General features: G+C 56.2%; 25 protein-coding genes. 2 read left to right on the forward strand and 23 right to left on the reverse strand.

What is annotated here, in order from left to right; translation table 11 throughout:
- Nucleotides 1-129: 129 nt before the first annotated feature.
- Nucleotides 130-672, reverse strand: a complete 543-nt coding sequence (locus HRQ60_RS19755; protein WP_172199186.1) for a hypothetical protein — start codon at nt 670-672, stop codon at nt 130-132.
- Between the two features lie 102 nt (nt 673-774).
- Between HRQ60_RS19755 and HRQ60_RS19760 the strand changes: the two genes are divergently transcribed.
- Nucleotides 775-1374, forward strand: coding sequence for a TetR/AcrR family transcriptional regulator (locus HRQ60_RS19760; RefSeq protein ID WP_246281408.1), 600 nt, complete (start codon nt 775-777; stop codon nt 1372-1374).
- A gap of 83 nt (nt 1375-1457) precedes the next feature.
- Here HRQ60_RS19760 and lysS read toward each other — a convergent pair whose 3' ends face one another.
- The 10 genes from lysS to cysK form a co-directional block, all read right to left on the reverse strand.
- Nucleotides 1458-2969: a lysine--tRNA ligase gene (gene lysS, locus HRQ60_RS19765; protein ID WP_172199191.1), complete on the reverse strand. Its 1512-nt coding sequence runs from the start codon at nt 2967-2969 to the stop codon at nt 1458-1460.
- Between the two features lie 251 nt (nt 2970-3220).
- Entirely contained in the window at nt 3221-3697 is a 477-nt protein-coding gene (gene greA, locus HRQ60_RS19770) for a transcription elongation factor GreA (RefSeq protein WP_172199194.1), read from the reverse strand.
- 485 nt (nt 3698-4182) lie between these two features.
- Nucleotides 4183-5175: a tRNA dihydrouridine synthase DusB gene (gene dusB, locus HRQ60_RS19775; protein WP_172199197.1), complete on the reverse strand. Its 993-nt coding sequence runs from the start codon at nt 5173-5175 to the stop codon at nt 4183-4185.
- Between the two features lie 37 nt (nt 5176-5212).
- The gene (gene folK / locus HRQ60_RS19780; RefSeq protein WP_172199200.1) at nt 5213-5749 is read right to left on the reverse strand and encodes a 2-amino-4-hydroxy-6-hydroxymethyldihydropteridine diphosphokinase; all 537 of its coding nucleotides are present in this window, start codon (nt 5747-5749) and stop codon (nt 5213-5215) included.
- Nucleotides 5746-6120, reverse strand: coding sequence for a dihydroneopterin aldolase (folB, locus tag HRQ60_RS19785; RefSeq protein WP_172199203.1), 375 nt, complete (start codon nt 6118-6120; stop codon nt 5746-5748). The genes folK and folB overlap by 4 nt, the downstream gene beginning before the upstream one ends.
- Before the next feature lie 96 nt (nt 6121-6216).
- The gene (folP, locus tag HRQ60_RS19790; protein ID WP_425501722.1) at nt 6217-7083 is read right to left on the reverse strand and encodes a dihydropteroate synthase; all 867 of its coding nucleotides are present in this window, start codon (nt 7081-7083) and stop codon (nt 6217-6219) included.
- Nucleotides 7084-7085: 2 nt separating this feature from the next.
- Nucleotides 7086-7976: an aminotransferase class IV gene (locus HRQ60_RS19795; protein WP_343044752.1), complete on the reverse strand. Its 891-nt coding sequence runs from the start codon at nt 7974-7976 to the stop codon at nt 7086-7088.
- The gene (locus HRQ60_RS19800) at nt 7973-8560 is read right to left on the reverse strand and encodes an anthranilate synthase component II (protein WP_172199206.1); all 588 of its coding nucleotides are present in this window, start codon (nt 8558-8560) and stop codon (nt 7973-7975) included. Before HRQ60_RS19800 ends, HRQ60_RS19795 begins: the two co-directional genes overlap by 4 nt.
- A complete protein-coding gene (locus HRQ60_RS19805) occupies nt 8557-10146 on the reverse strand; it encodes an anthranilate synthase component I family protein (protein WP_172199327.1) in 1590 nt (529 codons plus the stop codon). Before HRQ60_RS19805 ends, HRQ60_RS19800 begins: the two co-directional genes overlap by 4 nt.
- A 273-nt stretch (nt 10147-10419) precedes the next feature.
- Complete coding sequence (cysK, locus tag HRQ60_RS19810; RefSeq protein WP_172199209.1) at nt 10420-11358, reverse strand: cysteine synthase A; 939 nt, start codon at nt 11356-11358, stop codon at nt 10420-10422.
- A 299-nt stretch (nt 11359-11657) separates the two neighbouring features.
- Between cysK and HRQ60_RS19815 the strand changes: the two genes are divergently transcribed.
- On the forward strand, nt 11658-11807 hold the full coding sequence (locus HRQ60_RS19815) for a hypothetical protein (RefSeq protein WP_172199212.1): 150 nt from the start codon (nt 11658-11660) through the stop codon (nt 11805-11807).
- Nucleotides 11808-11990: 183 nt separating this feature from the next.
- On the opposite strand, the gene hslO is transcribed toward HRQ60_RS19815, so the two are convergent.
- The 12 genes from hslO to HRQ60_RS19875 form a co-directional block, all read right to left on the reverse strand.
- A complete protein-coding gene (gene hslO, locus HRQ60_RS19820; RefSeq protein WP_172199215.1) occupies nt 11991-12914 on the reverse strand; it encodes an Hsp33 family molecular chaperone HslO in 924 nt (307 codons plus the stop codon).
- A gap of 54 nt (nt 12915-12968) precedes the next feature.
- The gene (locus HRQ60_RS19825) at nt 12969-13745 is read right to left on the reverse strand and encodes a type III pantothenate kinase (RefSeq protein ID WP_172199218.1); all 777 of its coding nucleotides are present in this window, start codon (nt 13743-13745) and stop codon (nt 12969-12971) included.
- 125 nt (nt 13746-13870) lie between these two features.
- On the reverse strand, nt 13871-15895 hold the full coding sequence (ftsH, locus tag HRQ60_RS19830) for an ATP-dependent zinc metalloprotease FtsH (protein ID WP_172199221.1): 2025 nt from the start codon (nt 15893-15895) through the stop codon (nt 13871-13873).
- Nucleotides 15896-16063: 168 nt separating this feature from the next.
- Nucleotides 16064-16603 carry a hypoxanthine phosphoribosyltransferase gene (gene hpt / locus HRQ60_RS19835; protein ID WP_172199224.1) on the reverse strand — a complete coding sequence of 180 codons (540 nt, stop codon included), beginning with the start codon at nt 16601-16603 and terminating at the stop codon, nt 16064-16066.
- 71 nt (nt 16604-16674) lie between these two features.
- On the reverse strand, nt 16675-18087 hold the full coding sequence (tilS, locus tag HRQ60_RS19840) for a tRNA lysidine(34) synthetase TilS (protein WP_246281409.1): 1413 nt from the start codon (nt 18085-18087) through the stop codon (nt 16675-16677).
- Nucleotides 18088-18160: 73 nt separating this feature from the next.
- Nucleotides 18161-19084 (reverse strand): protein kinase domain-containing protein, encoded by a 924-nt coding sequence (locus tag HRQ60_RS19845; protein ID WP_172199230.1) that lies wholly within the window; start codon nt 19082-19084, stop codon nt 18161-18163.
- 243 nt (nt 19085-19327) lie between these two features.
- Nucleotides 19328-19885: a S1 domain-containing RNA-binding protein gene (locus HRQ60_RS19850; protein ID WP_172199233.1), complete on the reverse strand. Its 558-nt coding sequence runs from the start codon at nt 19883-19885 to the stop codon at nt 19328-19330.
- A 126-nt stretch (nt 19886-20011) separates the two neighbouring features.
- On the reverse strand, nt 20012-20404 hold the full coding sequence (locus HRQ60_RS19855; RefSeq protein ID WP_172199236.1) for an FtsB family cell division protein: 393 nt from the start codon (nt 20402-20404) through the stop codon (nt 20012-20014).
- A gap of 317 nt (nt 20405-20721) precedes the next feature.
- On the reverse strand, nt 20722-21000 hold the full coding sequence (locus tag HRQ60_RS19860) for an RNA-binding S4 domain-containing protein (protein WP_172199239.1): 279 nt from the start codon (nt 20998-21000) through the stop codon (nt 20722-20724).
- Between the two features lie 2 nt (nt 21001-21002).
- Nucleotides 21003-21275, reverse strand: a complete 273-nt coding sequence (locus HRQ60_RS19865; protein ID WP_172199242.1) for an HU family DNA-binding protein — start codon at nt 21273-21275, stop codon at nt 21003-21005.
- A 253-nt stretch (nt 21276-21528) separates the two neighbouring features.
- A complete protein-coding gene (gene yabN / locus HRQ60_RS19870) occupies nt 21529-23007 on the reverse strand; it encodes a bifunctional methyltransferase/pyrophosphohydrolase YabN (RefSeq protein WP_172199245.1) in 1479 nt (492 codons plus the stop codon).
- 147 nt (nt 23008-23154) lie between these two features.
- The gene (locus HRQ60_RS19875) at nt 23155-24840 is read right to left on the reverse strand and encodes a putative polysaccharide biosynthesis protein (RefSeq protein WP_343044754.1); all 1686 of its coding nucleotides are present in this window, start codon (nt 24838-24840) and stop codon (nt 23155-23157) included.
- Nucleotides 24841-24962: the final 122 nt, after the last annotated feature.

A 24962-nucleotide genomic window follows, 5' to 3' on the forward strand; every position in this document is an offset into this window, starting at 1 on the left:
CTCACTTGTTCGAACCGCACGGTCACTCTCTCAAGGCCGTTCCTAGAATATATCATGCTGAGTTTAAGAAGGCAAGCTTTTTTTCAAAAAGAAAAGACCTGCTGTGCCTGCCTTCTGTCCGATAAGAAATCAGGCCTTCTTGCTCTCGGGTCTCGGCCAAGCCGTATAGCTGAAACTGATAAGAAAATCGATACCCAATATGAGGGCCCAACGTATGATCCACTGCTGCAGCGCTTCGGATTTTTCCGCATCGCCGATCAGCAGGATCATTCCCGCCAACAAGGTGCATCCTACTCCCCAGGCAAGAAGATGCCGATACCAGCCTTGCCTCTCCCTCGCGGCATGGGCAGGACCTCTTTTGGGTTTGGCTTCCGGCTTGGGTCCGTTCGCAAAGCGATAAGCAAACCGTTCATCCGCCCATTGGATCATCCGGTGTCCGAAAGCCACGGTTCCCCCGAGGTAAACAGCTGCCAATCCATGCACGAAACCCGCTTCCGCTCCCTGCCGAATATCGATAATCGTTGCAGCAAGCAGAATGAGGTCTACAACGGGGGCCAGAAGCAGCAGCAGAGCGCCCGCTTTCTTTTGCTTCAATAGGTAACGGGTAATCAATCCGCCCAGAACAAACACCCAGAAGCCGATCTCGCAGCCGATAATCAACCATCCAATCATTGTTTTCCCTCCTTTTTCGGCATGTAAATTCTTTCGAATTCATTATAACACAAGTGTGTTAAAAAGTGAATCCTTAACGCTTGCTTGTGTTATAATTGGAACATGCCAAAAATCGTCGATCATGAACAACAAAAAATTAAAGTCGCGGAAGCGGTATGGAGAGTCATTCGCCGATCGGGTATCGAAAACGCTTCGGTGCGAAACATTGCCCAGGAAGCGGGCGTGTCGCCGGGCTCGATGCGCCATTACTTCTCTACGCAGGCCGAACTCTTTTCCTTTTCCATGAATCTGGTGTCCGAACGGGTAGCCAAAAGGATCTCGGCGTACTCTTTCGATCGGCCCGTGCCGGAAGTAGCCCGGGACGTCCTGCGCGAGCTGGTGCCTTTTCATGAAGAGAGCCGTTCGGAAATGGAAGTCTGGCTTGCTTTTGTATCGAAGACAATGTCCGAGCCTTTGCTTCGGGAGCATGCGGATCGGGTCTATGAAGAGATGCGGCGTACCATGACGGTGATCATGCAGGCGCTCGTCGATTACGAATTCGCCCCGAGGCACCTCAACGTCGAAGAAGAAGCCCTGAAAATGCTGACCTTCGTCGACGGGGTTGCGCTGCACGGATTATTGTACCCCGAGCGGATGCCTCCTCCTTTAATGGAGAAGATGTTGAATCAGTACCTCGATTCTGTATGCAAAAAAAGCGATTAAATCCGTAAAGGAGGCAAAAAAAAGGAGAAAGCGCCTGGGCGCTTTCTCCTTTTTGGTATACACCTTGATGCCGAATCTTTCGACTACAGGTTCCGCATGTGCGGAAACAGAAGGACGTCGCGAATCGATGGGGCATCGGTCAGCAGCATGATCAGACGATCGATGCCGATTCCGAGGCCGCCGGTAGGCGGCATGCCGTACTCCAGCGCGCGGATGAAATCTTCATCCATCTCATGCGCTTCGTCGTTCCCGTGTTCCTTCTCGACCAGCTGCGCTTCGAAACGCTGACGCTGATCGATCGGATCGTTCAGTTCGCTAAACGCGTTGGCATGCTCGCGCGCCACGACAAACAACTCGAACCGGTCGGTAAAGCGCGGATCTTCGTCGTTCTTTTTCGCCAGCGGCGAAATTTCGAGCGGATGTCCCGTAACGAAAGTCGGCTGAATCAGCGTTTCTTCGACGAACTGCTCGAAGAACGCATTGAGGATATGGCCGAACTTCATATGCTTTTCAACCGGTACCTTGTGTTCTTTGGCCAGCGCGTGCGCTTCTTCGTCGGTCATATGCACGCCGAAGTCCACGCCCGTTACTTCCTTGACCGCATCGACCATCGATACCCGGCGCCACTGCGGCTTGAGATCGATCTCCTGACCCTGGTACTGGATCGTTGTCGTACCGAGCACTTCCTGGGCGATATGCGCGATCATATTTTCCACCAGGCTCATGATGTCTTTGTAGTCGGCATAAGCTTCGTACAGCTCGATCATCGTGAATTCCGGGTTGTGGCGGGTCGATGTGCCTTCGTTGCGGTAGACGCGTCCGATTTCGTACACTTTTTCCAGCCCGCCTACGATCAGACGCTTCAGGTGCAGTTCGATCGCGATCCGCATGTACAGCTCCATATCAAGTGCATTATGGTGCGTAATAAACGGACGTGCGGCAGCGCCGCCTGCGATGGAATGCAGGGTTGGCGTCTCCACTTCGAGATAGCCGAGCGAATCCAGATAACGGCGCATCGACTGGATAATCCGCGAACGGAGGATAAACGTCTGCTGCACTTCCGGGTTGACGATCATATCGACGTAACGCTGACGGTAGCGCAGTTCCACGTCTTTGAGTCCGTGGTATTTGTCCGGCAGCGGCTGCAGCGACTTGGTCAGAACGGTCAGTTCCGATACTTTGACCGTCGTCTCGCCCGTCTTCGTCTTGAATACCGTTCCGCGGATGCCGACGATATCGCCGAGATCGAGGATCGAGAACGCGCCGTACTGCTCTTCGGGCACGCTGTCTTTACGTACATATAATTGAATACGGCCGGTCAGGTCCTGGATATGGGCGAAGCTGGCTTTGCCCATTGCACGCTTGGCCATGATACGGCCTGCCAGACGCACTTCGATCGCTTTTTCTTCCAGCTCGTCTTTGTCCAGAGTATCGTATTTGGCTATGATGCCAGCCGCCGTCTCGTCGCGTTCGAACTTGGCGCCGAACGGATCGATGCCGAGCTCTTTCAGTTCACCCAGTTTCTCGCGGCGTACCTTAAGCAGTTCGCTCAATTCGACTTCCTGGTTTTCCTGGTTTGTGTTTTCTTCAGACACTTGTGTTTCAGCTCCTGTCCTTAGCGGCGGCCCGCATTGAGAATACTCTGCCGACCTCGCTTATCGTCAACCTATATTATCGTTCCAAATCGTCTCGTTCGTCAACCGCGAAAGCCGTACGGCAGACAGTCAAACCCAGGCCCGGCGCAAAAGGGTACAAAAAAGGCTCCCGCGTACGCTTGGACAAATGCCAAAACGGTCGCAGGGAGCCTCGGATGCCGAAGCCGCGCAAAGGCTTCTCCGGAATCGGATTATTTTTTGATGTCGAGAATCTCGTATTGAAATACGCCCGCAGGAACGCTAACGTCGACGGTCGCTCCTTTGCTGTTGCCAAGAAGAGCCATACCCACCGGACTTTCATTGGAAATGCGGTTCTCAAGCGGATTGGATTCCGCGGAACCGACAATCGTATATTCCATCTCGTCTCCGAATTCCAGATCTTTGACCAGTACGGTCGATCCTACCGTTACGACATCCGTTCCGATATCGTCGCTGTTGATGATTCGGGCGTTGCGCAGCATTTTTTCCAGTGTGATTACGCGTCCTTCGATGAAAGCCTGTTCGTTCTTGGCATCTTCATACTCGGAGTTCTCACTAATATCCCCGTAACCGATTGCCACTTTGATCCGTTCCGCAACCTCGCGGCGCTTTACGGATTTCAGGGTTTCCAACTCTTCTTCCAGCTTCTTCAGCCCGTCCTGGGTGAGAATGACCTCTTTATCGCTCATCTGTACCGATTCTCCTGTCATGTGAATAGTAGATTTTCGCACTCTCACATCCGGTTAATTACGAAATCCCTGTAAAGACGGCGACGGCAAAATAGAAACGATCACGCCCGTAAAGCAATAGACGTGTTCCGCTTCTCGCTTAAGAAATATAGTGACGGGCAGCCAGGGCCAAAGCCGTTATATCTCCAGGAACGTCGGTGCCTGCTACGTCGACCGCACAATCGAACCCGGTCGGTCAACGTACGGAATACCGTTCGCGTCTATCAAGTGCCGTATCCAGGCAAAGCGTGCATATTCCGCATTTTGGAATTTATGTTGCTGAGGCGAATTTTATACTGACAAATTATATGGGAACGACTACGAAAAGTCAATGCGCTTCCTTGCCCAATTGTAAACGTTTTATTTCGGCGGAAAAGGAGCATGAATTCTGTCCCTTTTCATCGAATCCGCACGTATTTTGACTGAAAATGTTCCACGGGGATCAATCAGGCTTGGGCGGCGGCAAACTGCGGCAGATTGGCCAGATACCCTTCAAGGATTCCTACCATCTGATTACGGGTCGTGCCTTCCATAATCGTGTCCTTGATACTCGCCGAACCTTTCAATCCTTTGAGGTACCACGACAGATGCTTGCGCATTTCCCGTACGGCGACGCTCTCGCCCTTGAGTGCGATCAGGCGGTCCATATGAAGGACGGCGATACGCACTTTGTCTTCCGGCGGCGGGTCGGTCAGCAGCTCCCCCGTCTCCAGATAGTGAATGGTGCTGTACAGCATCCACGGATTGCCCAGCGCGCCCCGGCCGATCATGACCCCGTCGCAGCCCGTCGTATCCAGCATCCGTTTGGCGTCTTCCGGCGTCAGAACGTCCCCGTTGCCGATCACCGGTATGCCCACCGACTCTTTGGCCAGCTTGATCCAGCTCCAGTCCGCACTGCCGGTATAGAGCTGCTCGCGCGTGCGGCCGTGAACGCTGATGGCGCTGGCACCGGCCGCTTCGGCTGCTTTGGCATTCTGCTCGATAAAAATATGCTCGCTGTCCCAGCCGATACGCATCTTGACCGTGACCGGCTTCTGCACGGCGGCGGTGACGGCGGAGACCATCTCGTAAATTTTCTCGGGATTGAGCAGCCAGCGGGCGCCGGCATCGCATTTGGTCACTTTGGGAACCGGGCAGCCCATATTGATATCGATGATATCGGCATTCGTCTCCTGGTCGACAACCTTGGCCGCTTCGACGAGCGACGCGCGATCGCCGCCGAAAATTTGCAGGCTGAGCGGTTTTTCTCGTTCGTCGACGAACAGCATCTCGCGGGTACGTTTGTTGCCGTTGAGAATCGCTTTGTCGCTGACCATCTCCGCGCAGACGAGTCCCGTGCCGAATTCTTTGGCGATCAGACGGAAAGCAGGATTGCAAACGCCGGCCATCGGGGCCAGCACGACACGGTTTTTTAGTTCAATATCGCCTATCTTCAGCATTGCGAATCACCTCATGGATAACAAAAATAGAAAACGGTCAGGGAAACAGCGGTCCGCCGAAATGAACGATACCCGTGGCTGCACCAAGTTCGATCAGCGAACGGTCGATCAATGTGCGCAGACCCGAAGGTTCGTCCTCCGGCACGATATCGTCCAGCGGAACCAATACGAAGAAGCGCTCATGCATCCGCGGATGCGGCAGCGTAAGGTCGGTACTTTCGACAGCCAGGCCATTCATCCAGAGCAGATCCAGATCAGCGGTACGCGGTCCAAAGCGGATATCGCGTACGCGGCCCAACCGGTCTTCAACGGTCTGCATGACTTCGAGCAGTCGGTGGGGCGACATCGAAGTCCCCAGAGCGGCGGCCATATTCAGAAAAGCCGGCTGATCGGCATAACCGACCGGGTCGGTCTCGTAGACCTCGGAGACGCGCAGCACATCGATCTCCGGGTGTTCGCTCAACATCCGAAGCGCTTCGCTCAGCGTTTCTTCGCGGCGGCCAAGATTGGCCCCCAAAGCAATATAAGCCTCTGATTGCTCAGAGGTAGGATTTTGGATAGGATCATTCTTCATCGCGTGTCTCTCTTTCGGCTCCGGCGAATCTCCACGGTTACGCCTTCAAAGTGAATATCGAACGGAGGATGCGGTTTGGTTACCTTTACGGTCGCCGCTTCCACCCTAGTATACGTACGAAGCACCTCGGATGCAATACGTTCCGCGAGCGCTTCGATCAAGTTGACGGACTCTCCTTCAACCACGCCTTTGACCGTCTCGTGTACTTCGGCATAATTGACGGCTTGTTCCAGATCGTCGGTCAATCCGGCGGCGGACAAGTCCATTTCCAGCTCCAGTCCGACATAAAAGCGCTGCCCGAGCCGGCGTTCTTCCTCGAACACGCCGTGGCGTCCGTAATATTCCATGCGGGAGATAATCATTTTGTCCATGAGAAGTTCCGCCTTCCGTAAAAAAGATACACGCTGCGAAGTCCGCCGGAAGGTTCGAGAATGCGCGCTTCCGGTTCCGCAGCGTGTTCAGCGTTATTAAGTTCTGGCTTCGTAAGAGCGTCCCGACTCCGCATACAGCATGGCATCGCACATGGCGACCGTCCGTTTGATCGAAGCCACATCGTGCACGCGAACAATCTGACAGCCTTCCGCAATACCGAACGCAACGGTGGCCGCCGTCCCTTCCACGACATCGGCCACCGGAAGGTCGAGCACTTCGCGGATGAACCTTTTTCGGGAAGTGCCCAGAAGAACCGGAAAACCGAGTTCAACCAATCGTCCGAGCTGGGTCATCATGCGCAGATTTTCTTCGCCGTTCTTGGCGAAGCCGATGCCGGGGTCAAGAATGATATTCTGATCCAGCACACCCGCTGCGCGAGCGATCTGGACACTCTCCATCAAATCCGCGGCTACATCGGCAAACAGATCCGTGTAGTTGGGCTCGGGACGATTATGCGTCAGGATGATCGGACAGCCCGATTCCGCGGCGACCTGGGCCATGCGCGTATCGGCTTTGGCTCCCCATACGTCGTTGATGATATGTACGCCGGCTGCCAGCGACTGCCGGGCAACTTCGGCTTTGTAGGTATCCACCGAGAGCGGGACACGGGGCAGCTCCCGGCGCAGCGCTTCGATCACGGGAAGAATACGCGAAAGCTCTTCATCCAGCGAAACCGGGTCGGCTCCGGGGCGGGTCGATTCTCCTCCGATATCGATCAGATCCGCTCCGGCCAGCACCATCTCGCGGGCATGGCGCACAGCGGCCTGCACATCGACATAACTTCCCCCGTCGGAGAAGGAATCGGGCGTCGTATTCAAAATTCCCATAATTCGGGTAGCGCGGCCCAGGTCCAGACGGGCGTCGTTCCAGGCATAGTGCCGGATATGAAGGATAGGCTTCATGTTCAGTTCTCCGTTTCTTTCGTGTAATGGCGATAAGCCTTCATAAGCCGTTCCGTCAGCGGGCCTGGAAGTCCGCGGCCCACCCTCTTCTCTGTCCCATCCGGCAGCCTAAGACTCCGCACCGGAACGATGCCCTGCACGGATCCCGTCAAAAAGATTTCTTCGGCCCGTTCCAACGAGTCGATTCCGTAAAAGCCTTCTTCTGCGCACATGCCAAGCTTCTCTGCCAATTCCAGTACGAAGGCACGCGTGATACCGGGCAGAATCCCGGTATCGATAGACGGCGTGTAGAGCTTTCCTTGCGCGGCAAAAAACAGATTGGAAACAATGCCTTCCGCGGCGTGACCTTCCCGGGTGAGCATCAACCCTTCGGCCCCCTGGGCGCCGGGAATCTCTGCCAGTTCGCGGCGGCCGAGCAGACTATTCATATAATGGAGCGATTTCAACCGTTCCGTCCCTTCGGGCGTGTTGCGGCGGGTATGCAGCACCTGCAGTACCCGTCCCTCCGTATACCATTCGGCCGGCGGTTCCGGCAGCGCTTTGACGTAAATGATCCGGTTCGGCCGTTCATAGAACCGCGACGTCGGCAGTCCGATTCCGTCTTCGCCGGCAATCAGCGTTAAGCGAACATAAGCGTCCGCAAGACAATTCGCCGCCAACAAGGAAGCGATCTCTTCCCGCAGCCTCAACGGCTCAATTTCCCATCGTATGCCCAGTTCCGTGCAGCCGCGGCGCATTCTCTCCAGATGGCGTTCAAGCAGAAACGGTTCGCCGCCGTAGGTACGGAAAGTCTCGAACACTCCCATCCCGTACATCAAACCGTGATCCAACACGGATACCGAAGCGTTTGCCGCTTCGACCACAGCGCCATTCAAGCCCACGTAGCCGCTCACGGATTCACTCCGACTTGAGGGGTCCGGCCGAGAAAACGGGCCAGCATCCGATGACCATGCTCGGTCACAATAGACTCCGGGTGAAACTGTACGCCTTCAACCGGATACTCCCGGTGCCGCAGTCCCATGATCTCTCCTTCGGCTGTCCATGCGGTGACTTCCAGACAGTCGGGCAGACTGCTTCGCTCGACGATAAGCGAATGATAGCGCGCTGCCGTCAGCGGGGAAGACAGCCCTTTGAACACGGAGGTTCCGTGATGCAGCACCGGCGAAGTCTTGCCATGCATTAAACATTCCGCCCGGACAACCCGGCCGCCGAAAGCCTGGCCGATCGCCTGATGGCCCAGACAGACTCCCAGTATCGGAATCTCCCGCTTGAATTGTCGAATGACCTCAAGCGTGATGCCCGCTTCATCCGGCGTACACGGTCCCGGAGACAGCAGAATATGATCGGGTGCCAGTGCCCGGATGCCTGCGGGATCAATCTCGTCATTGCGGCGAACTACAACCTTCTCGCCGAGTTCTCCCAGATATTGTACCAGGTTATAGGTGAACGAATCATAGTTGTCGATGACCAGGATCAATGGGATTCCCCTCTCCCCGCTTCGGCGGCCGCACGTTCGGCACACCATACGGCGCGGCCTACGGATCTAGCTTTGTTATGACATTCCCGATATTCCCGGTACGGGTCGGAATCGATCACGATTCCCGCTCCTGCCTGCATATGGCCTGTCCCGCCTTGAACGACGAGAGTCCGAATAATGATATTTAATTCCATATTCCCGCCATAGTCAATCCAGCCCATAGAGCCGGTATACGGTCCGCGGCGGACCGGTTCGAGTTCTTCGACAATCTGCATGGTGCGCACTTTGGGTGCGCCGGTAATCGTACCGCCGGGAAAAACGCCGGCAATTACGTCGTAAGGCGTTCTGCCCGGGGCCAAATCCGCTTCGACCTGCGAGACCAGATGCATGACATGCGCATACCGCTCGATGGTCATCAGTTCCGGCACATGTACGGACCCGTAAGCGGCGACCCGGCCCAGATCGTTGCGCTGCAGATCGACGAGCATGATATGCTCGGCCCGCTCTTTGTCGCTTCCGGTCAGTTCCTCGGCCATACGCCGATCTTCTTCTTCGGTAGCGCCGCGCCGGCGCGTTCCGGCGATCGGCCTTGCCGCAAGCCGGCCGTTTTCCAGCCGAACCAGAAGCTCGGGCGAGCCCGATACCAGCTGGAAATCCGGGAAGCGCAGCAAGCCCATATACGGGGAAGGATTCACAAGCCGCATCCATTCATAAACCTGTTCGGGAGAAGCCTCAATCTTTCGCTGTTTGCGCAGCGAAAGATTGACCTGGAACACATCTCCGCTGCGAATATATTCCTGAATACGCAGTACCGCGTCCTGGAAAGCCTCCTGGCCAAACCCCGTATCGAATCCGTCCACGTCGCTCCGCCCATCCATATGCCGCTCCGCTTCCGCAGCAATCGTGCTTCGCTGCTCGAGACTCCAAGGAAGCCGGTCGTTTTCGAAGATCCGCCAGCGTGCCAGCATGTGCTCCGCTTCCCGGGCAGCCTGTCCATAGGCAGTTTCAAGATGATGCGCCGCCTCTTCGGCCGGAACGGATACCGAGACGCAGACCGTCTGCTCTTCGTGATCCACGATCCACAGCTGCCGCAGCCTCATAAATGCGTAATCCGGCAGTCCTTCCCGCGCCAGGTCATCGTCCGCCAACACCGGCAGACGTTCCAGAGAACGCGCTACGTCGTAAGCCAGAAACCCGACCGCGCCTCCGCAGAACTTCGGTGCCCGGGGCACCTGCGGAGCACGATGCGGCGTCATCCAGTCCCGGATGACTTCAAGCGGATCGCCCCCGACGCTTCGTGCTGCGCTGCCGGACTCCCCTCGCGGTTTTCCCCCGGACTTTTCCCCCGGATGATACTCGGTTACGGAAGCTTCCGCTCCCCGTCCCCGAAGAACCGATTCCGCTTCGAGTCCAAGAAACGTATACCGCCCTTCTTTTCCGCTTTCCAACACAAAAGCATACGGCGAAGCTTCGCTCCAGGCCTTCAGCCACGATTCCGGACGCTTCTCCAGCTTGGCGCGCAGCAGATAGGGAAAACGGGTATACCCTTGCTCTGCCCATTCTGCCCACTGCGCAAGGGTTGTCATGATCTCTCTCAAACGCTCTGCCCTCCCCCGAATTGCCTCTCACGATCGAATTCGATTTTTGTCCATTATACGACGAAGGCACAAGGCTCCGATAGCCGCAAAACCAAACAACCCCCTGTTTTATCGTTATTCGAACTTCGCCGTGCAGCCGGTCGAGCCGGATCGCAGCAAAATGAAGGGGTCTACGCAGAAAGTCCCCGACCGGTGCGAATGCACGGACAGGGACTTTTCATTTACAAAAACCAAACCTTTAGCAGAATGCGCAGTTTGGATTTACGCTTCGAAATTGTACAGCGGCGTGCTGAGGTAACGTTCGCCGTTGCTCGGTACGATGACCACGACTCTTTTGCCTGCGCCCAGTTCTTTGGCCACTTTGAGTGCAGCAAAGATTGCGGCGCCCGAAGAAATACCGGACAAAATGCCTTCTTCTTTGGCGACTTTTCGAGCCGTCTCGAACGCCTCGTCATTTTCCACGTGAAGAATCTCGTCGTAGATCTTCTGGTTGAGAATATCCGGCACGAAGTTGGCTCCGATCCCCTGAATCTTGTGCGGACCGGGTTTGCCGCCGGCAAGAATCGGAGAAGCCGAAGGCTCGACCGCATAAATCTTCACTTCGGGGAAGTTCGTCTTCAGCACTTCTCCGGCTCCCGAGATCGTACCGCCTGTTCCGATTCCCGCAATAAAGGCATCCAGCGTTCCGCCGATCGACTGAATCGCTTCCACGATCTCCGGTCCTGTCGTCTCGCGGTGAATCTTCACGTTCGCTTCATTCTTGAACTGCTCGGCCATAAAGTAATCCGGATTGGCCTGCAGCAGCTCTTCGGCTTTGCGTACGGCGCCGTTCATGCCTTCTGCTCCCGGTGTCAGTACCAGTTCAGCCCCATAAGCGCGCAGCAGGTTGCGGCGTTCCAAGCTCATCGTTTCCGGCATGACGATAACGGACTTGTATCCTTTTGCCGCCGCTACCATGGCCAATCCGATTCCGGTATTGCCGCTTGTCGCTTCGATGATCGTACCGCCCGGTTTCAGACGTCCGTCGGCTTCGGCCGCTTCGACCATACTGATGGCGATCCGGTCCTTGACGCTTGCCCCCGGGTTCTGGTATTCCAGTTTCACATAAATTTCCGCGCTGCCTTCCGGTACGATGCGATTCAGACGGACAAGCGGCGTATCTCCGATCAGATCCGTAATACTGTTAACGACTTTAGCCATGGTAAATCCTCCTTCGGAAGTGGGTAAACTGATAAACGATTTGTACAGAAAAGGCTTCGCCGCCTCATGCCGGAGCTGCGACGTCGCCCGCTTAATCCGAGTGAAAAAGTAGGCTTTTAACTTCCTTTATCTTAGCAAATAGCCGTACAAGCTGTCAACGAACACTACGCGTACCGATTTGAAGACTTGGGACAGCTGCCAACCGGAATCATCCGACTGACGTTTCGCCTTTGGATCAGGGGGTAATTTGTGATAAGTGCAGTCCAAATCAACGATCCGTACACAAGGAGGACGACAACATGAAACGGAAAAATACACTGCTTGGTGTCGCTGTCGGTCTGGGAGCCGCTTACCTGCTCCGCAATAAAGATTCCAGAAGCAAATTGATGAACCAGCTCCAATCGATGGGCCGCAAAGAAGACAAGATCAGCAGCAGTACGGTCATCTGACGGGGAATTTTTTCTCCTCTTGAATGCGATCTGGCCCGGACCGAAAATAAACTCAACAAAAAGCCGCTTTCCCTCGGGGAAGCGGCTTTTTTTGGGAAACTCCCTGCTGCTTTTTGGATCCGTGTCCTAGCATCGAAGCGAAATCGTCCCCGTCTTCGGGAAGATCTGACTGTCTTTCCAGCATTAACGCTTGGTTTGTTCCAAGATCTGCTGCAGGTCTTCTTTTTCGAACTGATAAGCCTCGTTGCAGAAATGGCAGACCACTTCGGCTACTCCCTGCTCTTCGATAATGGCCTGAATCTCTTCCGAACCCAGACTGATCAGTGTACGTTCAACGCGCTCCCGCGTGCATTCGCAGTGGAAATCGATATTCAGCGACTCCTGGATCTGCACATCCGGCAGTACCCATTTGATGACTTCTTCCGGCGACAGGCCCTGATCGATCAATGCGGATACCGGCGGAAGCGACGAGATCGCACCTTCGATCGCATCGATTTCTTCGTCGGACAGACCCGGCAGCAGCTGCACGATCAGACCGCCCGCACTGAGTACATGGCCTTCGGGCGCGACCAACACTCCGATTCCGACCGCGGAAGGCGTCTGTTCGGAAGCTGCAAAATAATACGTAAAGTCTTCGCCCAGCTCGCCCGATACGATCGGTACGCTGCCCCGGTACGGTTCTTTGAGTCCGAGATCTTTGATGACATAGAGGAAGCCTTCGGTCCCGACAGCGCCGGCCACATCAAGTTTGCCCATGGCATTGCTCGGCAGGTGGACGTGCGGATGATCGACATAGCCCCGCACTTCGCCTCTGGCATTGGCATCGGCCACGATCTGACCGAGCGGCCCGTTTCCTTTTACCTGAATCGTCAGCTTTTCTTCACCTTTCAGCATGGCGCCCATCATGGCAGCCGTCGTCAGTGTGCGTCCCAGTGCCGCGGTTGCCGTAGGGAACGTATCGTGGCGCCGACGCAGCTCCTCCACCAGGTTGGTGCTGCGTACCGCAAAAGCCCGTACTTTGCCCCCCAGTGCGGTTCCCCGAACCAGATAATCGCGTTTCTCCGAAGGTTCGGAACCGTCGTTGTTCATGGGATTCAAATTTTCCATTCGTCGTCTCCTCCGTTTCGGCTGCTCCAACGCAGCCTGTATGTGATGTAATCGTTAAGACTTGGACAAAACATTGCGTTCATAGATCAGCCTCAGTCCTTCGAGCGTCAGCATCGGATTCACTTCCCGAACAGCCTCCGTCTCGGCGCAGATCAGCGGAGCCAATCCTCCGGTTGCCACAATCTTGGGTTCCGCATCCATCTCCTGCCGGATCCGTTTGATAATGCCGTCGACCTGTCCCGCATACCCGTAAATGATTCCGGACTGCATCGCATGTACGGTATTTCTTCCGATCACTTTCTTGGGTTTTTCCAGCTCGATTCTCGGAAGCTTCGAAGCCTGCTGATACAGCGCCTCGGTCGAGATACCGATACCGGGCACAATCGCGCCGCCCAAATAATTGCCCTGCGCGTCGATACAGTCAAATGTGGTTGCCGTACCGAAATCGACGACCACCACAGGACCGCCGTACAGTTCGACAGCGGCCACGGCATTGACGATACGATCCGCCCCGATCTCCCGCGGATTTTCGTAGCGCAGATTCAGTCCGGTTTTGATACCGGGCCCCACAACCAACGGCGTTCTTTTGAGATAGACCCGGCACATCTGCTCGATCACTCCAACGATAGGCGGAACGACGGAGGAAATCATCACGCCTTCGATCTTGTCCGCATCCACTCCGGACAGCTGGAACAGATTATAAATCATGACCCCGTATTCATCGCTTGTCGCCTGCCTGCTGGTGCTGATCCGGAAATGATGCAGCAGTTCCCGGCCTTCATACATCCCAAGCCCAATATTGGTATTGCCGATATCCACTACAAGAATCACGCGGTTCTTATCCTCCTTTGGGGTCGCATAAATCCGGCTGCCTACATACGAAAAGACCGGAAAACGAGGATTCGTTTTCCGGTCTCGCTTGTATCGAACTTAGCTTGAGAAGAGGGGGTCCCGGATCAGGACTCGGTTGTTCCGCCGCCGGAATCGCCGCGTTTGTTCATTGGATCATTTGGAATATCGCCGGTTTTGCCCAGATCCACAGGATCGGACTCGTCCAGACGAACATTCGTATCTCCAATGCTGTCAAACGTCGGTTCTGCCTTGGGTTCAGAGACTTCCGTAAGAACTGCAGTTTCTCCATCTCCTTCGAGTGTGCCGGTCTCGATCAGATTGCGGATCTGATCCAGTTCCAGTGTCTCGACTTCGAGCAGCGTATTTGCGATCAAGTGGACTTCTTTGGCATGATCGGTCAGCACTTGACGCGCTCTTTCGTACGACTCGTTGATGAAGCGCTGCATTTCCTGATCGATCTCATGCGCTACGGCGTCGCTGTAATTCGGCTCGTGTCCCAGATCGCGGCCCAGGAAGACTTGTCCCTGTCCCGTACCGAACTGCATCGGACCGAGCTTCTCGCTCATGCCGTATTCCATGATCATGCTGCGCACGATACCGGTCGCCTGCTGGAAGTCGCTGTATGCGCCCGTGCCGATCTCGCCGATAAACAGTTCCTCGGATACGCGTCCGCCCAGAAGGCCGGTTACGCGGTCGAGCAGTTCCTGCTTGGTGACGAGCATGCGGTCTTCCTTCGGCATCATGATTACATATCCGCCCGCGCGACCGCGCGGAATGATCGTAACCTTATGCACCGTATCGGCGTGTTCGAGGAAGTAACCCACGATGGTGTGACCCGCTTCGTGGTAAGCCACGATGCGTTTCTCGCGATCGCTGATGACGCGGCTCTTCTTCTCGGTACCTACGATGACGCGGTCGATCGCTTCGTCGATTTCTTTCATCGAGATATCTTTGCGGTCGCGGCGAGCCGCGATCAGAGCCGCTTCGTTCAGCAGGTTCTGGAGATCCGCACCCGAGAAGCCCGTCGTGCGCTTCGCGATTTTGTCGAGCTGAACGTCTTTGGTGAGCGGCTTGTTGCGTGCATGAACGTGCAGTACCGCTTCGCGTCCTTTGACGTCCGGACGATCAACCATGATCTGACGGTCGAAACGTCCCGGCCGCAGCAGGGCAGGGTCAAGAATATCCGCACGGTTTGTAGCCGCGATGATGATGATGCCTTCGTTTTCACCGAAACCGTCCATCTCGACAAGCAGCTGGTTAAGCGTCTGCTCGCGTTCGTCGTGTCCGCCGCCGAGGCCTGCGCCCCGTTGACGTCCGACTGCGTCGATTTCATCGATGAAGATGATACAAGGTGCGCTTTTCTTGGCGTTTTCGAACAAATCACGAACCCGTGAAGCGCCGACACCGACGAACATTTCGACGAAGTCGGAACCGGAAATGCTGAAGAATGCGACTCCCGCTTCACCGGCTACTGCACGGGCAAGCAGGGTTTTACCGGTACCCGGAGGGCCCACAAGCAGAACGCCCTTCGGAATTCTTGCGCCAAGCACCGCGAATTTACGCGAATCCTTGAGGAACTCGACCACTTCGACCAGTTCCTGCTTCTCTTCGTCCGCACCCGCAACATCGTTAAACGTTACTTTTTTCTTCTCTTCGCTGTAAAGTTTGGCTTTGCTCTTGCCGAAGTTCATCACTTTACCGCCGCCACCTTGGGCTTGGTTGAACAGGAAGAAGAAGAGTACGAACATCAGAATGAGCGGAATGAACGAGGTGAGGAGCGTAACCCAGATGCTTTGACCCCGCATCGGCTTCCACGATACCTCTACGTCATTTGCTTTCATTTCCGCCGTAAGATCGTTAACCACCGTTTCGGTGGAGGGAATATACGTCGAGAACGTTTTTGGCGCGCCCTCTTTCAACGGCGCCTTGTACGTGCCGGTCACCAAATAAGCGTAGTTTTCGAATTGGAACGTGGCATTTTCCACGTTGTCCTTCTGAACCTGCTCGACCAGTTCGTCGTATCTTGGAGCTTGGGCCGTATCCCGACCGCCGTTCAAAAATTGAATAATGCCTACCACGACAAGAAAAAGGATTAAATAAAATCCAGAATTCCGGATGAACCGATTCATCCCCAACCTCCTCTCAAGACACTGTAGTTATTTTAACATAGTCGGTTCACACATCACAAATTCAGACGCGGAGCGGACTTCAAAGCAAAAATCCTACGGCTTCCGGTCCATGGATCGGATCAAAGGGCTGCCGGTCGTCCGGCCTGTCCTTTGAACGCGATCCGCGGCTTATTTCGTGTAAACCTCCGGTTTGAGAACACCGATATAAGGCAGGTTGCGGTAGTGTTCCGCGTAGTCCAGACCGTATCCGACAACGAAAGCGTCCGGCAGGACGAAACCTGTGTAATCGGCCTCCATATTCACCGAACGGCCCGACGGCTTGTCGAACAGCGTAACGACTTTGACGCTTTTGGCATTGCGGTTCTTCAACAGTTCAATCAGATGGCTGAGTGTCAGTCCGCTGTCGATGATGTCTTCCACGATCAGCACGTCGCGTCCTTCGACCGTCGTATCCAGATCTTTGATGATTTTGACGACGCCGGACGATTTGGTTGCCGCTCCATAGCTCGATACGGCCATAAAGTCCAGTTCGATCGGCACGGTGATCCGTTTGACCAGATCCGCCATGAAGATGAACGCGCCTTTCAGCACGCAGATGACGAGCGGATTGCGGTCTGCGTACTCGCCGCTGAGCTGCTCGCCCAGTTCCTTGATTTTGGTCTGAAGTTCTTCTTCGCTGATAAGCACTTCCTGAATGTCATTTTGCAACGTGCGTGACCCTCCCACAATTGTGATCTGATTGAAACTTGATCTTCTTTCTATCTTATAAACCAAAACCGTCAACAAAGAGCCCGATCTATCCGAATATATAGAATCTTCTCGCTCCGCTGGTCGATCCAGGCATGTTTGGAGCGCCGCAAGCCCGCCAGCCAGACAATGCGGCCCTGCGCGTCGCACACGACCGGAATCAAACTGCGGCCGGACGGAGCGATCTTTTCGTCGATCAGCAGATCTTTGACTTTTTTCGTGCCGGCATCACCCGGAAGCTCGATCCGGTCTCCCGGAAGACGCGAGCGCACGGTTAACGGGTATTCCAGACGATCCGCATCAAAAACGGCTTCTTCCCGGCCCAGGTTCTTCAGCACCCCGGCAGCGGGAACTTCCCGTTCTTCCCTGAAAATCATGTCGAGATCGCCCAGCCGCAGGGTACGGATACCCGGCCCCCTGTCGAAAGTCTCGGTTTCAAGGACGGCAAGCTCCGGTCGGCCGAGACCGAAAAACGCACGATCGTATTCGCGCGTACAAGTCCGGCCGTATCCGAGGTCCAGTGTCCAGGTCGAGTCGTCGGGAGAAAGCAGGCGCCGGCGGACAAGATCCACCTTTGCAAAATCGGTTTCCATTCCCGGTTCCGACAGGTAATTTAATATTAATTTAACGAGCCTGCGTTGTAAAGCGAAGGGCAGCAGGGAAAAGGCCTTTGTATCCAGTTCCGTCCGCTCTTTTTCTCTCCGGCAGACCCGTTCGAACGCGGAAGCGGTCTGTTCGTTCAAATAATCGTCCTCGAGGCCCATCGTATCGGCCAGCCGGTTCAATGCCGAAGACAGCTGTGCATTGTAGCTTTCCAGATGTGGAAAAGTCTCCAGCCGCAGCCGGTTGCGCGTATAATCCGTGTGGGCATTACTGCTGTCCGTCGCATATTCGATCCCGTTTCGCCGGCAAAAACCGACCAGCTCTTCCTTGTCGAAACGCAGCAGCGGCCGGATCAGGCGAACGCCTTCCCACTCGCGCACGCGGCGCATCCCGGCCAGGCCTCCGGCTCCGCTGCCGCGCAGCAGATGGAGCATCACCGTCTCCGCCTGGTCGCCGGCATGATGGGCAAGCGCAATCGCGGACGCTCCGTACCGGCCAGCCGTTTCCCGCAGAAAGCGATATCGAAGTTCGCGCGCAGCGGCCTGGGTACCGAGCCCGGTTTCCTTCTTATACGCGCGAACATCCAGCTCTCCCAGTTCAAAAGGAATCCCGAGCCGCCCGGCTGCCTGCCGCACCAGGTCGGCTTCCGCCGCCGATTCTTCCGGCCGGAGGCCGTGATTCACGTGGGCGCAGACCAGGTCAATCCGATGCGCAGCCGATAAGCCGTGCAGCAGGTGAAGAAGCGCGAGCGAATCGGGCCCTCCCGAAACGGCTGCCACGATCCGGTCCCCGCTGTTCCACATGCCGTATTGGCCGGCTTCTTCCTCGATGCCCCTGTTCAAGGCGTTCTCCTCTTTCACCGTCCGGACCTCCATTTATATCGCTGCACACCGTATCGGGCCTTCAAAAGCCGGGTTACAGCGACAGCGCCGTATACATTACAATGCCGAGCAGCAGCAGCGAACCGCAAAACGCAAGCGTGAGCCGCTTGGAAGAGTTTCGGCGGCCTTTGGCGGGATACAGCCGGTACAGGGCTTTCCAATGGGCCGATGCTTCGCGCGAACTTCCGAATCCGCCGCGCAGCGCCCGGTCAAACCAGGGCTCGAACGGCTGCAGGGGCGGGATTCTTCCCGCCAGCTGAATCAGATCTTCCGCGCTGCGGGTCTGCGGCAGCAGGGCGGCATCCAGACGGCGCAGTCCGCGTTCGTCGAATACATGCATGCAGAGGACGGCGAACGCAAACAGATCGTATCCCGGATCGGCTTTGTGGCTGCCCGCATTCCAGTATTTCCGATCATACCAGCCGCTGTACTGCTTCACATTTTCTCCGATCGGACTGGCTCCGCCGTAATCGACGAGTTCAACCTCCCCGCTTTCTTCGACCAGCACATGACAAGGTTTAAGATCTCCGAAAATAAAGCCGGCCTGATGCAGTTCCGACAGCCGATCCAGCAGCCCGAGTCCGGCCGTACCAATCTGGCGGTATCCGTACTTGCGTATATAAGCATCGATCGCAACTCCCCGGACGAATTTCATCACATAAAAAGGAATGAATCGTCCTTCGGTCTCGAACCGGTCGGCATCAAGCAGAAAAGAGCGGCGGCTGCCATTCTCAAACTCCCGTTTCTTCAACTCGGCCAGCACTTCAACCTCGGTCTTCAATGCCGGTCTCTCCGGGCCGGCTTTCAATGCAGCCTGCTGCCCGCCGGCCGTTCGAACCAGATAAACGTTACCGTTGGCCCCGCGTCCGATCAGCGATTGTATCGTATATTGTCCGCCGTAGGACGCACCGGTCACGACCGTTCCCGGTGTAAATCCCGGCAAATCTGGTGCAGCCACTTGGCATCCCATCCTTTCCGGTACGAGCCCGCCAAATTACGGCTCTACCCGAACCCTAGACATTCACAGCCTGTACCCCTATACATTCTCCGTACTATTATCGGACAGCACGCCCTGTTCGTTGAACGCCGGGAGAAACAAAGCAAAAAACCGCGAGCGGCTGTGCCATTCGCGGTGTTCGCTGTTATAACCCTCCAAAAGACCGGCTTAACTCGAACGAGTTGTGCAAACTCGGCTTCGAATTTAGGATCTTTTGGCTCCACGGCCTCCACGCTTGGATTCCGTGCTTTTCTTGATGGAAGAGATTCTTTCTTCGCTGTCCTTAAGGAAACGGGTCAATTTATCATCAAACGAAGGCTTACCGAATGCGGGCTTGCCGAATGCAGGTTTACCGCCGCCGCCAGGAGGCCTCGAAGGTCTGCCGCCGCCGCTTCCGCCACCACGGTTGAAGCCGCCACCACCGCCACCGCCGCTGAAGCGTTCGCCGCCACCGCTTCCGCCGCTGCTTGGACCACGATCGGGTCTAGGCGGACGGGAAGAAGGAGCGGGTGCAGAACCGGCAGGTCTGTCCACAGTTTGCTTGATGGACAAGCCGATCTTGCCGTCTTTGTCGACGTTGATGACTTTAACCGTCACCATGTCGCCAATCTTCAGGTGATCGTTCACATCTTTTACGTAATTATCGGCGATTTCCGAGATATGAACAAGACCTGTGACACCTCCGGACAAATCCACGAATGCTCCGAAATGCGTGATGCCTGTCACTTTGCCCTCTAATTTGGTGCCTACTTCAATTGCCATAGAATGAAATGATCCTCCCTTAAAAATATACAGCCGAATCTGTCAAATTCCGGGCTGCGGTGATTTGATTATAACGGAAGCGGAATCGGCGGTCAACAAACAAAACCGCATAAAACCGCGGAAAAACTACTCTCCTCCGCCTTCTCCGGTAACCCGGATCGGGATCTCTTCCGGTTTGTACATATTGTATTCTTTGCGGGCGATTTGCGCGACGTACTCCGGATCCTGCAGCCGCTTAATCTCCGTTTTGATTTCATTCAGCGCCGTTGCATTTTCCAACCGGGCCGTTTGGCGCTCTTCCAACTGCGAGGCTTTGTCCGCAATGACGGAAGACTGGTCAATCAGCGTATAACTTGCCCAACCCAACAGAACCAGCATCAAGACGGCCCACAAACGAAGACGCTTCTTGCCGCTCTGCTGCCGATTCGATGAAGTGCGTCGGACCTCGGTCCGGGTTGTTTTGGGCGTTCGTTCGGGCTGTTGTCTGTTGGGATTGGATGCTGCGGAAGTCGCTCTCATGCTTATGGAACCCTCCTTCACCGGGGTGATGCCGGCTGTTATGTAAAATTACTGCAGCGGACCGATGTTCTTTTGAAAAAAAGGACTTCGGCACACAGCTCTACTTCTTTATCGGCAAGCAAGTCGACAAGTTGGATAGAGCAAGGGAACTATTCTTGCCGGATTTGAATGTGGTCAATAGTCTTTACTGCCTAACTTCGTCACTTACCTTACACATTAACACAATAAAAGGCGAAATGACGCGCAAATCCGCAAAATTAGACGAAAAAGACGTTTCCGCCTCAGCGGAAACGTCTTTTTCGGTTATCAAACAGCAATCAGAAGGGAAAGCCTTCTTCTCTGGGAATAGGCTCTTCTTTGACTACGGTATACATGCCTGCCGCTTCGTCTTTACGGGTCGTGTCGGCAATGCGTTCGACGCGAACGGTAACGAGCTTCTGGCCGAACTGCACGGTAATTTCATCGCCGACTTTCACCGAAGCGCTGGGCTTGGCTTCGCGGCCGTTGATCAGGACACGTCCCTGTTCGGACACGTCTTTGGCTACGGTACGACGCTTAATGAGCCTGGACACTTTCAGGAATTTATCGACACGCATAATTACTTAACCGCGTCTTTGAGTTTGTTGCCCGCTTTGAATGCAGGAACACTGGATTCGGCGATTGTAATCGGTTCGCCGGTTTGCGGGTTGCGGCCCGTACGGCCTGCACGTTTGCGGGTTTCGAACGTACCGAAACCGATCAATTGAACTTTGTCGCCGCCTGCGAGTGCTTCGGTTACGCCGTCCATAAAGCCGTTAAGTACCGCTTCGACTTCTTTTTTGCCTACGCCGCTTTTTTCCGCGATGCTGTTGATCAGTTCTGTTTTATTCATTGGTTTCATTCCTCCCGGGATTTTAAAGTCGCGTCCGAGTTTCTTCGCATCGGCCGCCGGACCGGAGTCCGGACAGGCCGGGGCGTGAATCGTGACGCTCAAAATGATAAGCGGAGCGCGGGAATGATCCGCACCGCCGCGGTTATCTGTGGGTCGGACCGCTCGCTTGAGTAGACCTCATCCTCATATTCTGGATAAAAAGGCTTATTCCTCTTTTCGCGGGCGGACGCTGTAAAAATAGTGCCGCTTCGCCTTATTCCGACCGTTTCGCTTCGTTCCACAGCGCATCCATCTCTTCAAGCGTGCTGCTCTGCGGGGAACTGCCGCGCTCGCGCAGCTTGTCCTCGATATAGCGGAAACGGCGGCGGAACTTGTTGTTGACGAGAGACAGCGCTTCTTCGGGATCGGCATCCAGGAAACGGGACGCGTTGACCGCGGAAAAGAGCAGATCGCCCAATTCAAGCTTAAGCGATTCCGGATCGGCCCCCTCGGCCAATCCGCTTCTGAGCTCGGCGAGCTCTTCTTCGATCTTGGACAGTGCGCCTTCGATCGTTTCCCAGTCGAAACCGGCTTTTGCCGCTTTCTTCTGGAGCTTGTACGCCTTCATCAGCGCGGGAAGGTCTCTCGGAACCCCATCCAGCAGAGAAGCTTCCGGCGCGTCTTCGCCCCGCATCTGCTTCTCCTGCGCCTTCATGGCATCCCAGTTTTTCAACGCTTCCTCGGCGCTTCCGGCAGCTTTGTCGCCGAACACGTGCGGATGGCGGAAGATCAACTTCTCGTTCAACCCCCGAATCACGTCGTAAACGTTGAACGTGCCGATCTCTTCTTCCATGCGGGAATGCAGCAGGATCTGCAGCAGCAGATCGCCAAGCTCTTCCCGCATATGGTCCGGATCGTCGTCGTCGATCGTCTCCAGCACTTCGTAGGTCTCTTCGATCAGATTCTTGCGAATCGAAGCATGGGTCTGCTCGATATCCCAGGGACAGCCGCCGGGGCTGCGAAGGATACCGACGATTTCGTGCAATCTTCCGAAGCTTGCGGCCCGAAGCGATTCGTCTTCGCTGCGCGGTATGTAGACAAGCGACAGGTTGCCGTACCCGTCCAGGCGATCCAGCTCGTAGAGAGGGACGCGAACAATCCGCTCTTCCCCTTCCACGCCAAGCGCATGTCCTACCACAACCGGATAGTCGTCGGGATACACATCCATCAATCCGAGTTTAACCTCCGAAGCGGTCAGCGAATCGTAGACCTGGCCGATCAGCGTATGCAGGGAAGGGCGGATCAGTTCTACCGTTACGTTCGAAGAGTCCAGCAGCTGGAATCCTTCGATCGGATCGAAACCGAGCCGGACAAAGGCTTGATCGAGAAAACTTTCTCCGCCGAGTACGGTCAGGGAGACTCCCGCCTGCTCCGCATATTCGCGCAGCAGCAGCACGGTCTTCTCGGCCACCATCGGGTGCCCGGGTACCGCATAGACAATCTCCGCCGCCTGCGCCTGTTCGATCAACTTCCGGGCAATCGTCTCGTAGACGTCCCCGAACGATTCGTTCGACTCGTAGACCCCGTCGAACGAATCGAATACAATGCCTTCGGCCGCAATCCGGCTCATGACCGGATGCTCCTTCGTCCGCACATAAATCGAGCCTGCGCTCTGAAGAATCTTCCATATGCCCAATGTGAGCTGGTCCGGATCGCCGGACCCCAGTCCAACGACCGTAATTCCCTTACCCATTGCCGCTTCCTCCCCTTCCGCTGCACCTCGCATTTAACCACTATATCACGGGTTCCGGTGAATTGCGAATCCTAAATGCGTACAGGCGTTCCCCATTCAGGCAAAAGGCTTTGTTCGCCAAAAAGGACCGGACCGCCTTGTGCGGGCTCAGGTTTCGCGGCGCAGCCCCCGCGCCAGGGCGGCGAGTTTCGCGCCGCCGGGCAGTGCGGACAGCTCCGCGTCCGATACCGCACGGGTATAGACGAGCGCGGCGGCAAAAGCGAGCAGACCCACGGAGACGCCAGCGGCGCTCGTCAGCAGCGCCCCCGTGCGGCCGCCGAGACCCGCGGCGGTCAGGATGCCGTCCGTCAGCAGACGGGCGGCATAGGCGGCCAGCGCCGTCAGCCCCGCCAGCAGCAGGGGCTGAAGCAGCGTCCGGCGGCCGTTGGCGCGCAGCCCGGTCAGGCGGGCGAGCATCAGGACGCCGAGCAGCGCGGCGACCATGTAGGAGACGGCGCCGGCGAGAGCGGCGCCGGCGATGCCCATCTGCGGCACCAGCAGCAGATTGAGCACAAGCTTGAGCGCAGCCGAGACGAGCAGGAACAGCGCGGGGGCACGGACAGCGCCCATGCCCTGCAGCAGCGCGGCGGATACGATGCCAAGCGTGCCGCCTGCGGCGGACAGGGCGGTCCAGCGCAGCGCTTCCGTCCCTTGGGCATCGGCGTACAGCATGACGTTGACCGGCCCGGCCAGCACGGCAAGGCCTCCCGCAGCCGTCAGGCCGAGCAGCCACAACCAGCGCAGCGCGACCGAAGCCGACATCGCGATTCGGCCTTCTTCGCCCCGGGCTTTGGCTTCGGCGATTGCCGGCAGCAGCAGCGTCGACAGCGAAGTCGCCAGCATGAAGACAAGCTGGACGATCGGAATCCCGCGGTTGTAGACGCCGAACTGCTCCATGGCGGCGAGGTCTCCCCAGCCTCCGTTTTGAAGCATGCGCGGCACGGTCAGCGTATCGACCAGTCCGAGCAGCGGCTGGGACAGGGAACCGATAAATACCGGTACGGCATAGATCATCAGCGTTTTGATCCAGCGGCCCACAGAGCCGCCTTCCGGATCGGCAGAAGGCTCGAGCCGATAGGCCGGGTTGGCCGTCAGACCGCCGGAAGGCGGAACTTCGGCAATTCCTTTTGGCCTGCCCGCTTTCCGGTTTCGCCGATAACGCTGCCAGAACACCAGCATGACGACCAGACCGGCCAGGCCGCCCGCAAAGGAGCCCAGAGCGGCGCCTGCGGCGATCCGCTCGTCGGACGCTCCTGCGGCGTTCAGCGTCAGCAGCAGCGCAATCATCACGCCTACGCGGACAATCTGCTCCGCCACCTGCGATACGGCCGTCGGCAGCGCCTGCTGCTGTCCTTGGAAGAAGCCGCGCAGCGCAGCCATGGGAGGAACGACAAGCAGCGCTATCGCTATGGCGCGCAGCGGAACCAACGTATGCTCGCTCCCGATCCAACCGGAGAGCAGCGGCGCCAGGCTCCACATCCCCAATGCCATCACAAACCCGGCGAAGCAGCCGGCGAGCAGACCCGCGCGAAGCACGTTTCGAACGCCGTGTTCATCCGCACCGGCCAGCCTCTCGGCTACATGTTTGGAGATCGCCGCCGGCAGGGCAGCCGTCACGAAGACGGCCAGAAACGCATAAAACGAATAAACGGTCGTATAGATGCCGAATACGCCGTCGCCGCCGATATTTTGCAGCGGGATCTTCTGAAGCGTGCCGATCAGTTTGGACAGGATCGCCGCGGCGCCAAGAATAAAGGCGCCTCTGAGCAGACCCGACGAGGTGGATGTCTTCACGCCGCGGCCTCCTTTCTTGCCGGAATCCCTGGGATATCCGGCCATTTTTCGGCTCAAAAAAATAGCGCGTGAACCGCGCTATTTTCAAATTCAATCATTTTTTAGGTTTTTTTAAAAATACT

Origin of the sequence: Saccharibacillus qingshengii, assembly GCF_013185195.1 — a bacterium.
In the GTDB taxonomy this organism is placed as follows: Bacteria; Bacillota; Bacilli; order Paenibacillales; family Paenibacillaceae; genus Saccharibacillus; species Saccharibacillus qingshengii.

Bases quoted from the DNA above. Each gene is read 5' to 3' on its own strand.
- HRQ60_RS19755 (WP_172199186.1), bottom strand. From the start codon at position 672: ATGATTGGATGGTTGATTATCGGCTGCGAGATCGGCTTCTGGGTGTTT.
- HRQ60_RS19760 (WP_246281408.1), top strand. From the start codon at position 775: ATGCCAAAAATCGTCGATCATGAACAACAAAAAATTAAAGTCGCGGAA.
- greA (WP_172199194.1), bottom strand. From the start codon at position 3,697: ATGAGCGATAAAGAGGTCATTCTCACCCAGGACGGGCTGAAGAAGCTG.
- dusB (WP_172199197.1), bottom strand. From the start codon at position 5,175: ATGCTGAAGATAGGCGATATTGAACTAAAAAACCGTGTCGTGCTGGCC.
- folK (WP_172199200.1), bottom strand. From the start codon at position 5,749: ATGAAGAATGATCCTATCCAAAATCCTACCTCTGAGCAATCAGAGGCT.
- folB (WP_172199203.1), bottom strand. From the start codon at position 6,120: ATGGACAAAATGATTATCTCCCGCATGGAATATTACGGACGCCACGGC.
- folP (WP_425501722.1), bottom strand. From the start codon at position 7,083: ATGAAGCCTATCCTTCATATCCGGCACTATGCCTGGAACGACGCCCGT.
- HRQ60_RS19805 (WP_172199327.1), bottom strand. From the start codon at position 10,146: ATGACAACCCTTGCGCAGTGGGCAGAATGGGCAGAGCAAGGGTATACC.
- cysK (WP_172199209.1), bottom strand. From the start codon at position 11,358: ATGGCTAAAGTCGTTAACAGTATTACGGATCTGATCGGAGATACGCCG.
- HRQ60_RS19815 (WP_172199212.1), top strand. From the start codon at position 11,658: ATGAAACGGAAAAATACACTGCTTGGTGTCGCTGTCGGTCTGGGAGCC.
- hslO (WP_172199215.1), bottom strand. From the start codon at position 12,914: ATGGAAAATTTGAATCCCATGAACAACGACGGTTCCGAACCTTCGGAG.
- ftsH (WP_172199221.1), bottom strand. From the start codon at position 15,895: ATGAATCGGTTCATCCGGAATTCTGGATTTTATTTAATCCTTTTTCTT.
- HRQ60_RS19850 (WP_172199233.1), bottom strand. From the start codon at position 19,885: ATGGCAATTGAAGTAGGCACCAAATTAGAGGGCAAAGTGACAGGCATC.
- HRQ60_RS19855 (WP_172199236.1), bottom strand. From the start codon at position 20,404: ATGAGAGCGACTTCCGCAGCATCCAATCCCAACAGACAACAGCCCGAA.
- HRQ60_RS19860 (WP_172199239.1), bottom strand. From the start codon at position 21,000: ATGCGTGTCGATAAATTCCTGAAAGTGTCCAGGCTCATTAAGCGTCGT.
- HRQ60_RS19865 (WP_172199242.1), bottom strand. From the start codon at position 21,275: ATGAATAAAACAGAACTGATCAACAGCATCGCGGAAAAAAGCGGCGTA.
- yabN (WP_172199245.1), bottom strand. From the start codon at position 23,007: ATGGGTAAGGGAATTACGGTCGTTGGACTGGGGTCCGGCGATCCGGAC.